We start from the raw sequence: 10,791 nt of genomic DNA, 5'->3' as shown, positions 1-10,791 counted from the left end.
CCCCACGCCCCACGCCCCACGCCCCACGCCCCACGCCCCACGCCCCACGCCCCACGCCCCGGCGATCTTGCACTTCCGGTTGTCGTTTTGTCGCTCTAATCCTTTATGCCGCCACAGAAACTGCAAGATCGCCGCAGCGGAGGGCGCCCCGAGCCTCAAGGCCAGATCGATCATGGACTTGGGGTGGGCGCTTTAGCCCCGGAAGGGGTGAACGCCCCCCACCACAAGTCCATGATCGACGCGGGTCAGGGGGCAGGGCCGCGGCAGGGGGCAACCGCGCCGCGCGCAGGGGCGGCGCAGGGGCGGGCGGCGCAGGGGCGGGCGGCGCAGGGGCGGGCGGCGCAGGGAGACGCCGCGCTGGACCGGCGCGGGGAGGCAGCGGGGGTTAGGGGGTGCGGAGTTCTTTGGCCAGGAGTTCGGCGATCTGGGCCGTGTTGAGGGCAGCACCCTTGCGGAGGTTGTCGCCGGTGACGAAGAAGTCGAGGGCGCGGGGGTCGTCCAGGGCACGGCGGATCCGGCCGACCCAGGACGGGTCGGTGCCGACGGCGTCGATCGGCATCGGGAACTCGCCGGCCGCGGGGTCGTCGACCAGGATCACCCCCGGTGCGTTGCGCAGTGCCTCGCGAGCACCCTCGGCGTCGACCTCGGTGGCGAAGACCGCGTGCACCGCTACCGAGTGGGCGGTGACCACCGGCACCCGGACGCAGGTGGCGGAGACCTTGAGGTCGGGGAGGCCGAGGATCTTCCGCGACTCGTTGCGGATCTTCATCTCTTCCGAAGACCAGCCGCTGTCCGCCGGGGAGCCGGCCCACGGGACCACGTTGAGCGCCATGGGTGCCGGGAACGGGCCCAGGTCGTCGCCGACCGCCTGGCGTACGTCGCCGGTGCGCGAGCCGAGCGCCCGGTCGCCGGCGACCTTGGTGAGTTGGTCGTGCAGGATGTCGACGCCGGACTGACCGGCTCCGGAGACCGCCTGGTAGGAGGCGAGCACCAGCTCTCGGAGGCCGTACTCGCGGTGCAGCGGCGCGACGGCGACGATCATCGCGAGGGTGGTGCAGTTGGCGTTGGCGATGATGCCCCGGGGCCGGTTGCGGACCTGCTCGGGGTTGATCTCCGGAACGACCAGCGGGACGTCGCGGTCCATCCGGAACGCGCCGGAGTTGTCGACAGCGATCGCGCCGCGGGCGACGGCGATCGGCGCCCACTCGGCGGAGACCTCGTCGGGCACGTCGAACATGGCCACCTGGACCCCGTCGAACGCCTCGGGGGTCAGCGCCTGGACGACGAGTTCCTCGCCCCGGCAGCGCACCCGGCGGCCAACGGAGCGCTCGGAGGCGAGCAGCCGGATCTCGCCCCAGACGTTGCGTCGGCCGGTGAGCAGCTCACACATCACCGTGCCGACGGCACCTGTCGCTCCGACCACGGCGAGGGTGGGCAGCGCCGTCATCGGCGCTACCTACCCGTCCCCGCGTAGACCACGGCTTCGGTGTCGCCGCCCAGCTCGAACGCGTCGTGGATGGCGCGGACGGCGGCGTCGAGGTCGGTGTCCCGGCAGACCACGGAGACCCGGATCTCGGAGGTGGAGATCATCTCGATGTTGACCCCGGCCGCGCCGAGGGCGGCGAAGAAGCCGGCCGCCACCCCGGGGTGCGAGCGCATGCCCGCGCCGATCAGCGAGACCTTGCCGACGTGGTCGTCGTAGAGCAGGCCCTTGAACTTGACCGGCTCCTGGATCTTGCTGAGCGCGGCCATCGCGGTGGGGCCGTCGGCCTTGGGCAGGGTGAACGAGATGTCCGTCCGGCCGGTGCCCTCGGTGGAGACGTTCTGCACGATCATGTCGATGTTGATCTCGGCGCCGGCGACGGTGTCGAAGATCCGCGCGGCGGCACCCGGCTCGTCGGGCACCCCGACGATCGTGATCTTGGCCTCGCTGCGGTCGTGCGCGACCCCGGTGATCAGTGCCTGCTCCACGGAAAGGTCCTCCATCGATCCGGTGACCATCGTGCCGGTGTTGGTCGAGTATGACGAACGGACGTGGATCGGCAACCCCGCCCGCCGGGCGTACTCCACGCTACGCAGGTGCAGCACCTTCGCGCCGCACGCGGCCAGCTCCAACATCTCCTCGTAGGTGATGTGCTGGATGTGGCGGGCGTTGGGCACGATCCGCGGGTCGGCGGTGAAGATGCCGTCCACGTCGGTGTAGATCTCGCAGACGTCGGCGTGCAGGGCGGCGGCGAGCGCCACGGCGGTGGTGTCCGAACCACCGCGACCCAGCGTGGTGACGTCCTTGGTGTCCTGCGAGACGCCCTGGAAGCCGGCCACGATGACCACCGAACCCTCGTCGAGCGCTCCCTTGAGCCGCCCGGGGGTGACGTCGATGATCCGGGCGCGGCCGTGCACCGAGGTGGTGATCACGCCGGCCTGCGAACCGGTGAACGAGCGGGCTTCGTACCCCAGGTTGTGGATGGCCATGGCCAGCAGGGCCATGGAGATCCGCTCCCCGGCGGTGAGCAGCATGTCCAGTTCGCGGCCCGGCGGCAGCGGGCTGACCTGGTTGGCCAGGTCGAGCAGCTCGTCGGTGGTGTCACCCATCGCGGAGACCACCACCACCACGTCGTCGCCGGCCTTGCGGGCGGCGACGATGCGCTCTGCCACCCGCTTGATCCGCTCGGCGTTGGCGACGGAGGACCCGCCGTACTTCTGCACCACGAGTGCCACGACGGTGCACTCCCTCCCAGCGACCCTGAGCGTGCCGACGCCGCCGGAACCGGGGCCGGCGGCGCGTGTCAGACCTCATGAGGGTATCCGGCGGATAACGGAGCCGGGTCAGGTGATCCCACCATCCGGCCCGGCCGGGACCGGCCGGGGCGGTCCCACCAGGTCGGACGGGTACGCCGGGACGCCCCGCCCGACACGCCGGGACGAGCCAGGTACGCGCCGGCACCCGCCAACCGCCCGCACCCACCAGAATGGGCCGGTGCCCGTCCTCATCCGCTCGGCCGGCCGCGTGATCGGGCCGCTCGTCCTCGCCCTGCCAGCCCTCCTGGTCGCCTGCACCAGCGAGCAGCCTCCGACTCCGCCGCCAGTCGACCCGGGGCCGGTCGAGGTGGACGCCGCGCGGGACGAGCTGGCCGCGCTGGCCGCGGCGGCTCAGGACCGTCACCTGGTGGCCCAGTACGTCTACAGCCAGACGGGTCAATCGGATCGCACCATCGTGTTCACCAGCGCGAACGACGGCAGCTGGCGGGTCGACGTGCCGGGGGGCGCCCTGGGTGGCACCGCCGACGTCTCGATGGCCAGCACGGCCGACGGGCTGTTCCAGTGCGCCCTGCCGTCGGCCGGTCGGGCCGAGTCGGCGAGTTGCGTACGCCTGGGTGATCGCGACGACGCGGTTCCACGCCGTTCGGACCCCCGGGTCCAGCACCTGCTCACCGACTGGCTGGACGTGCTCACCGACCGACGCGCGCCTCTGGCCGTCGCCCCGGCCAGGACGCCCGACGGCCTCACCGGCACCTGCTACTCGGTGGATTCCACCTCGGCGTCGCTGAACGCCCCGCTGGATGTGGGCATCTACTGCTACGACCAGGACGGCACACCCACCGGCGTCCAGACCGGGGCCGGGACGCTGAGGCTGGCCGCCGCACCCGGCCCGGCACCGGCCACCGTGCAGCTGGCCGGCCCGGTGGTGATCGACCGGGAGCCGCTCGACACCGCTGCGCCGCCGACCCCGGACCCGTCGGAGAGCCCGGGCGCGGGAACGCCCTGATCTTCGTCCCGTTACGGGTGCTCTTGCCCACATTCGGCCACCCCATCCTGAGGGGCGAATCACCCATACAGGACGATCCGGTGTATGGCCGATCTCACCCCGCTGCTCGCCTACCGCTGGAGTCCACGAGCCTTCGACCCGGGCGCCGAGCTGACCCCGGAGGAGTCCGCCTCGCTGCTTGAGGCCGCGCGCTGGGCCCCGTCGGCGGAGAACGGGCAGCCCTGGCGGTTCGCCCTCGGCCACCGCGACGACGAGACCTGGAAACGGATCCTGATCAACCTCCCGGTCGACGACCAGATCTGGATCCGGCACGCCGCGACCCTGGTGGTCGGCGCACACACCGGCCTGAACACCGAGCAGGCGGCGTACGACCTGGGGCAGGCGATCGCCCACCTGACGGTGCAGGCCACAGCGCTCGGCCTGCACGTACACCAGCTCACCCGGTTCGACCGGGCCGGCCTCGCCACCGAACTCGACCTGCCCGGCGACGTCCGCCCGTTGGTGGTCGCCGCTGTCGGACGACTCGGCAACCCGTTCGACCTCCCGGCCGACCTGCACGCCCGGGAGACCGGCCTGCGGCACCGCCATCCGGTCGCCGAGCTGCTGCTGCGGTGATCGGTCGCCGGGCTCACCCGCCCCGGCTGGCCCGCAGGAGGACCGCCGCGGCATCGGTGTTGCGATAGCGCACATGCCGGCCCTCGCGGAACCGGGACACCAGGCCGGCGCCGTGCAACGCGGCCAGGTGCTGGGAGACGTTTCCGGCGGACATCCCGGTGAGTCGGGCCAGGTCGGTGGTGGTCAGCGCCGTCTCGAGCAGGTACAGCAGCGTGGTCCGGCCCGGCCCGATCACCCGTGCCAGTGGGTCGCCGGGCGGCGACGCGGTCGCCTCCCAGAGCGTCCCGACGGCACGGACCGGGTACGCGCCGGCCGGCAGCGAATCCTCAAGCAGGTTCCACAGCACGTGCTGCTCGGTGAACACCGTCGGGTTCAGCGCCAGCCCACGACCGCGGAGGTCGAAGTCCCGCTCGAACGTGTCGTCGCTGATCACCCGGTCGCCGTGCCACCGCAGGCTCGGGTGGAGGTGCTCGAAGAACCGGCCGGCGCCGCTCTCGGCGAGCTGGGCGGCCCGATACGCCACGTCGGCGTCGAGCAGCGCCCGCATCCGCGGCCAGTCCGGGGCTATCGCCTCGTCGTACCAGACCCGCACCGCGTCGACGACCTGCGGCAGCAGCCCGCCGGGGTCGGCGAGCAGCGCCCGCCCGAACGGGCTCAGCGGCTTCTGCCAGGTGGTCGCCAGCAGGTCCTGGACCACCACGGCCGGCGGCGTCGCGGCGATCTGGTCGAGCTGCTCGGCCATCTCCACGTTAGGTCGGGCCGCCGGGGTGAGGAAGTCGGGCAGCCAGCGACCCGGCACGACCAACCCCACCAGAGGCCGGACCCGGTCGGCCACTTCGGGACGATGCAACGTCACCCGGGCCCGGTCGATCCAGGGCAGGTGCACCGCGTAGCGGACCGGGTTGGCCAGCGCCCACATGCTCATGACCGTCTCGTTGACCGGTGACACGGCGAGCCGCACTCCCGCCACGTCGGCCAGGCTGAACCGCAACTCGGACACACGCCCCCCAGGAGCAGGATTCGGTCCAGCCTAAAAGATTCGACCGAGGTCATGGGGACCCGATTCACTCCCCCAACATGGGGACCAGAGAAACCATCCGTACCGCCGTTCGAGACGTCGTACCGCCGGCCGGGCTGACCCGCGCCCTGGCCGTGCAGGCCATGGTCTACGCCGTCGGCAGCGGCCTGTTCCACGCCGGCAGCGCCGTCTTCTTCACCCGGGCGCTCGGGCTCAGCGCCGCCCAGGTGGGGTTGGGGCTCTCCGTCGCGGCGGGGGTGACGCTGCTGGGCACGGTGTCGCTGGGTGGGCTCACCGACCGGTACGGACCGCAGCGGGTCTGGGTGGTGGGGCTGGTGCTGAACGCGGCGCTGTTCGCGACCTACCCCTTCGTGGGCGGCTTCGCGGGGTTCCTCGCCGTGGTGGTGGCGCTGGCAGCCGTGGACGCCGCTGTCGGCGTGGCCCGGCAGGTCTACTCGATCAACGCGCTCGCGCCGGCCGAACGGGTCACAGCGATGGCGTACCAGCGCTCGTCGCTGAACGTCGGCTTCGGGCTCGGCGCGGTGATCAGCGGCCTGGTGCTGGCAGTGGACACGATCGAGGCGTACCGGGGGATGGTCTGGTTCATCTCGACGGTCTTCCTGGTGACGGCCCTCTTCGTGCGCCGACTGCCTCGACTGCCGCAGGTGCGGAGGCCGGTGGAGCCGATGAGTCGGCTCGCCGTGCTGCGGGACCGCCCGTTCATGACGGTGTCCCTGCTCTCCGGGCTGCTCACCGCACACCAGGCGCTCTACCTGACGGTCATGCCGCTCTGGATCCTCACCCACACCGACGCCCCGAAGACGGTCATCGCCGCTCTGGTGCTGCTCAACACGGTCCTGGTCGTGCTGCTCCAGGTACGCGTGAGCCGGGGCGCGGACAGCGCGGCGGGCGCGGCCCGGGCCTCCCGTCGGGGTGGACTGCTGATCGCCCTGTTCTGTCTGGCCCTGCCGATCTCCGGGTTCACCCGGGGCTGGCTCACCATCGTGGTGCTGGTGGTCGCGGCGACGGTACTCATCCTGGCCGAGCTGATCGAGTCGGCCGGCACCTGGGGCCTCACCGCCACCCTGCCACCGGCCAACCAGCGCGGCGCGTACGTGGGGGCGCTCGAACTCGGCGTGCAGGTGCAGTACCTGATCGCGCCGGCCGGACTGACCGCGCTCGGGGTGACCACCGGCGGGTGGGGTTGGTTACCGACGGCAGCGATCTTCGTGCTGGTCGGGCTGGCGATCGTGCCTGCCGTGGCCTGGGCCGGGCGCACGCCGCGCCTGGGTGCCGAGGCCGCGGCGCCGGCCATGACCCCGGTCCCATAGTCCGGACCTGTCTTTCCACCCACCGTTCCATCACGTAGGGTGACTTGGTCATGTGGCAGGCGCTGCTCCTCCTTAGCCGCCGCGACGAGGCCTGACCGGCCGGCACCTCGTCGCGGAGTTGCATCGCGCCGTCCAGCACATCCGATTTTCCTCTCGGCACCGCCGCGCACCGTCGCCCGGCATCTCGCCGACACCTTCCGATCTGCTGACGCCACATGTTCCAGGGAGCACTCCGAGATGGCTCAACCTGTCACCGACGCTGAAACCGATCCGATCGCCCGGCAACGCCCGAGCCGGATGCCGTACCACCGCTACCAGCCGTACGGGGAGCAGTTCCGGGTCGAACTCCCGGACCGCACCTGGCCCACCCGCACCGTCGAGGCCGCCCCCCGCTGGTGCGCCGTGGATCTCCGAGACGGCAACCAGGCACTGATCGACCCGATGTCGCCCGAGCGCAAGCGCCGGATGTTCCAGCTACTGGTCCAGATGGGCTACAAGGAGATCGAGGTCGGTTTTCCGTCGGCGAGCCAGACCGACTTCGACTTCGTCCGGCAGCTCATCGAAGACGACATGATCCCGGACGACGTCACCATCCAGGTGCTCACGCAGTGCCGGGAGCACCTGATCGACCGGACGTTCGAGTCGCTGCGCGGCGCGAAGCGGGCCATCGTGCACTTCTACAACTCGACCTCCACCCTCCAGCGGCGGGTGGTCTTCGGCCTGGACAGGGACGGCATCGCCGACATCGCCACCACCGGGGCGCGGCTCTGCCAGAAGTACGCCGAGATCCACACCCCGGACACGGAGATCTTCTACGAGTACTCGCCGGAGTCGTACACGGGCACCGAGCTGGAGTACGCGCTGGAGGTCTGCTCCCGGGTGATCGACGTGATCGACCCGACCCCGGACCGACCGCTGATCATCAACCTGCCGGCCACAGTCGAGATGGCCACCCCCAACGTGTACGCCGACTCGATCGAGTGGATGCACAGGCACCTGCCGCGCCGGGACAGCGTGGTGTTGAGCCTGCACCCGCACAACGACCGGGGCACCGGTGTGGCCGCCGCCGAGCTGGGCCTGCTCGCCGGCGCGGACCGCATCGAGGGCTGCCTGTTCGGCAACGGTGAGCGCACCGGCAACGTCGACCTGGTGACCCTGGGGCTCAACATCTTCTCCCAGGGCATCGACCCGATGATCGACTTCTCGAACATCGACGAGGTCCGGCGAGCGGTTGAATACTGCAACCAACTGCCGGTGCACGAGCGCCACCCGTACGCGGGCGACCTGGTCTACACCGCCTTCTCCGGTTCCCACCAGGACGCGATCAAGAAGGGCTTCGACGCCCTCGCCGCCGACGCGAAGGCGGCCGGCGTGCCGGTGGACGAGCACACCTGGGCGGTGCCGTACCTGCCAATCGACCCGAAGGACCTGGGCCGCACCTACGAGGCGGTCATCCGGGTCAACTCGCAGTCCGGCAAGGGCGGCGTCGCGTACATCATGAAGAGCGAGCACCAACTGGACCTGCCGCGCCGGCTCCAGATCGAGTTCTCCGGGGTGGTGCAGCAGGTCACCGACCACGACGGCGGCGAGGTCGACCCGGCCGCCATGTGGGAGATCTTCGCGACGCACTACCTGCTCGACCACCAGCCCGACCCGGCGGTCCGGCTGGCCGGCTACACGATCGGCACGGTGGACGGCAAGGTCGAGATCGAGGCCCAGGTCGGTGTGGGCGGCGAGCAGCGCTCGCTCGCCGCTGTCGGCAACGGCCCGATCGACGCGTACGTGAACGCGCTCCAGTCGGTCGGGGTGGGCGTACGGGTGCTCGACTACCACGAGCACGCGCTCTCCTCGGGTGGTGACGCGCAGGCCGCCGCGTACGTGGAGTGTGAGGTGGACGGCAGGACGGTCTGGGGTGTCGGCACCGACGCCAACATCGTCACAGCGTCGATCAAGGCGGTCACCAGCGCCGTCAACCGCGCCCGCCGCTGACCTGCGCGCGACACCCCCGAAGTGGCTTCCTACTTCGGGGGTGTCGCGGCGGGCAGTGAGTGGCAGGGCTGGGACGGCGGGGCTTTCCGGGGCGGTCGGTGGACCAGCACGAGGGCCAGCAGCGCGCCGGCCACGAGCAGCCCCGCACACCACTCCATCGCGCCCCGGAACGCGTCGGTCAGCTCGGCCTTCTGCTCGTACCCGCCGCCGGAGAGCCCGACCAGCAGCGGCAGCGCCGCCACCGCGAGCAGGCCGCCGGCGCGGGACGCGGCGTTGTTGAACCCGCTGGCCACCCCGGAGAACCGGTCCTGCACGGCGGCCAGCACCGACGCGGTGAGCGGTGCCACCACCAGGGTCAGCCCGATGCCGAAGAGCAGCACCCCGGGCAGCACGTCCCGCCAGTACGACGCGCCCGGTCCGACGCCGCGCAGCAGCAGCAGCCCGATCGCGGCGACCACCGGTCCGATGGCCAGCGGCAGCCGTGGGCCGATCCGGGCGGACAGCGCACCGGCGCGCGCGGAGCCGACCAGCAGCAGCAGGGTCATCGGCAGCAACGCGATGCCGGTGCGGAAGGCCGACCAGCCGACCACGTTCTGCAGGTAGACGGCGAAGAAGAAGGTAAAGCCGCCGAGCGCCGCGTAGACGACAACGGTGAAGATGTTCAACACCGAGAAGAGTCGGCTGCTGAACAGGCCGGTGGGCAGCATGGCGGTGTCGCCACGTCGCCGTTCCAGCAGGACGAAGGCCACTGCGGAGAGCACCCCGACCAGGGCGGCGATCAGCACCTCGGCGGAGTCGAACCCGCGGGCCGGCGCGTCGATCAGGGCGTAGGTGACGCCGGCGAGCGCGAGCGCTCCGAGCAGGGCTCCGGCGACGTCGAACCGTCGTCGGGTCCGACCCCGCTCCTCGGTGCGGGAGGCGCTCTCGTCCCGGCTCTCCGGCACCCAGCGCAGGGCGGCCAGCAGCACGAGAACGGCTATCGGCAGGTTGAGGAAGAAGATCCAGCGCCAGGAGAGCGCGTCGATCAGCCAGCCCCCGATGAACGGCCCCAGCGCGGTGGAGACCCCGGACAGCCCGGCCCAGGCACCGATCGCCCGGCCCCGGTCGTCGGGATGGAAGCTCGCCTGGAGCACCGACAGCGACCCGGGCGTGAGCAGCGCGCCACCGGCGCCCTGGAGGAACCGGGCGGCGATCAGCATGCCGGTGTCCTGGGCCAGCCCGCAGAGCACGGAGGCGGCGGTGAACCAGACCACGCCGATGAGGAATATGCGTCGCCGGCCGAAGCGGTCGCCCAGCGCGCCGCCGAGCAGCACGAACGCCGCCAGCATCAGCAGATAGCCGTTGATGGTCCACTGGAGATCGGCCACGTTCGCGCCGAGGTCCTGCCCAAGTTTCGGCAGCGCCACGTTGACGACGGTGCTGTCGAGGAAGACCATTCCAGAGGCGAGTACGGCGGCGAGCAGCGTGCCCCGGCCGGCGGTGGTGCCCATCCGGAGGGCCGTCGCCGGTACGGGTGCGGTCATCCCACCAATCTGCCTTGCATCATGTGGGAGACGCCACGAAACGCCGAAACCGTGCCCGGGTACTGTGCGCAATCGCCGGGAGCCCCCAAGCTGGAGAGGTGTCGTCTGTGCGTACCAGATCAGGACCGCGAGCGGCGGTGGCCGTGCTCACCGCGGCGCTGGCGCTCGGCGTGGCCGGTTGCGTCCCGCAGGATGAACCGACCACACCGCCGTCGAGCGACGGCGGCAACGCCGCTGAGCAGCTGAGTCAGCTGACCGTCGCCACCGCCGGCTCGATGAAGGGCTACAGCCGGGAGCGTTTCCCGCATTGGCGGGACACCGGCAAGAACTGCGATATCCGGGACAGCATCCTCCAGCGCGACGGCAAGGACGTGAAGCTCTCCGGCTGCAACGTGGTCGGTGGGCGCTGGGAGAGCGTGTACGACGGTCGCAGCTTCTCGGATCCCTCCGACGTGGACATCGACCACATGGTGCCGTTGGCCAACGCCATCCGGCCGGACGTGTACCGCTCGTGGAAGCCCACCGACAGCCGCAGGAAGTGCCCGAACA

General features: G+C 71.2%; 8 protein-coding genes and 1 pseudogene. 5 read left to right on the top strand and 4 right to left on the bottom strand.

The window, feature by feature from the left end; all coding sequences use genetic code 11:
- Positions 1 to 385: 385 nt before the first annotated feature.
- Together ABZ749_RS18945 and ABZ749_RS18940 are read right to left on the bottom strand one after the other, a co-directional pair.
- Complete coding sequence (locus tag ABZ749_RS18945; protein WP_091403390.1) at positions 386 to 1,447, bottom strand: aspartate-semialdehyde dehydrogenase; 1,062 nt, start codon at positions 1,445 to 1,447, stop codon at positions 386 to 388.
- A gap of 5 nt (positions 1,448 to 1,452) precedes the next feature.
- The gene (locus ABZ749_RS18940; protein WP_030489892.1) at positions 1,453 to 2,718 is read right to left on the bottom strand and encodes an aspartate kinase; all 1,266 of its coding nucleotides are present in this window, start codon (positions 2,716 to 2,718) and stop codon (positions 1,453 to 1,455) included.
- Positions 2,719 to 2,977: 259 nt separating this feature from the next.
- Here ABZ749_RS18940 and ABZ749_RS18935 point away from each other — a divergent pair, with 259 nt between their 5' ends.
- Positions 2,978 to 3,766: a hypothetical protein gene (locus ABZ749_RS18935; protein WP_357229464.1), complete on the top strand. Its 789-nt coding sequence runs from the start codon at positions 2,978 to 2,980 to the stop codon at positions 3,764 to 3,766.
- Between the two features lie 84 nt (positions 3,767 to 3,850).
- Complete coding sequence (locus ABZ749_RS18930; RefSeq protein WP_357229461.1) at positions 3,851 to 4,381, top strand: nitroreductase family protein; 531 nt, start codon at positions 3,851 to 3,853, stop codon at positions 4,379 to 4,381.
- Positions 4,382 to 4,394: 13 nt separating this feature from the next.
- Here ABZ749_RS18930 and ABZ749_RS18925 read toward each other — a convergent pair whose 3' ends face one another.
- Positions 4,395 to 5,381, bottom strand: a complete 987-nt coding sequence (locus tag ABZ749_RS18925; RefSeq protein WP_357229458.1) for an ArsR family transcriptional regulator — start codon at positions 5,379 to 5,381, stop codon at positions 4,395 to 4,397.
- A gap of 77 nt (positions 5,382 to 5,458) precedes the next feature.
- On the opposite strand from ABZ749_RS18925, the gene ABZ749_RS18920 reads away from it, so the two are divergent.
- Complete coding sequence (locus ABZ749_RS18920) at positions 5,459 to 6,730, top strand: MFS transporter (RefSeq protein ID WP_357229455.1); 1,272 nt, start codon at positions 5,459 to 5,461, stop codon at positions 6,728 to 6,730.
- Positions 6,731 to 6,967: 237 nt separating this feature from the next.
- Positions 6,968 to 8,719 carry a 2-isopropylmalate synthase gene (gene leuA, locus ABZ749_RS18915; protein WP_357229453.1) on the top strand — a complete coding sequence of 584 codons (1,752 nt, stop codon included), beginning with the start codon at positions 6,968 to 6,970 and terminating at the stop codon, positions 8,717 to 8,719.
- Positions 8,720 to 8,748: 29 nt separating this feature from the next.
- Here leuA and ABZ749_RS18910 read toward each other — a convergent pair whose 3' ends face one another.
- On the bottom strand, positions 8,749 to 10,242 hold the full coding sequence (locus ABZ749_RS18910; RefSeq protein ID WP_357229450.1) for an MFS transporter: 1,494 nt from the start codon (positions 10,240 to 10,242) through the stop codon (positions 8,749 to 8,751).
- Between the two features lie 107 nt (positions 10,243 to 10,349).
- Between ABZ749_RS18910 and ABZ749_RS18905 the strand changes: the two are divergent.
- Positions 10,350 to 10,791 (top strand): annotated as a pseudogene (locus tag ABZ749_RS18905) (hypothetical protein); the annotation flags it as partial.

It is taken from the genome of Micromonospora sp. NPDC047753 (assembly GCF_040642735.1).
GTDB lineage: Bacteria > Actinomycetota > Actinomycetes > Mycobacteriales > Micromonosporaceae > Micromonospora.
The sequence above is the reverse complement of the archived record's forward strand: the minus strand, read 5'-3'. Positions and strand labels throughout refer to the sequence as shown.

Coding starts and splice junctions, on each gene's coding strand:
- ABZ749_RS18930 (WP_357229461.1), top strand. CDS start 3,851: ATGGCCGATCTCACCCCGCTGCTCGCCTACCGCTGGAGTCCACGAGCC.
- ABZ749_RS18910 (WP_357229450.1), bottom strand. CDS start 10,242: ATGACCGCACCCGTACCGGCGACGGCCCTCCGGATGGGCACCACCGCC.
- leuA (WP_357229453.1), top strand. CDS start 6,968: ATGGCTCAACCTGTCACCGACGCTGAAACCGATCCGATCGCCCGGCAA.
- ABZ749_RS18945 (WP_091403390.1), bottom strand. CDS start 1,447: ATGACGGCGCTGCCCACCCTCGCCGTGGTCGGAGCGACAGGTGCCGTC.
- ABZ749_RS18920 (WP_357229455.1), top strand. CDS start 5,459: ATGGGGACCAGAGAAACCATCCGTACCGCCGTTCGAGACGTCGTACCG.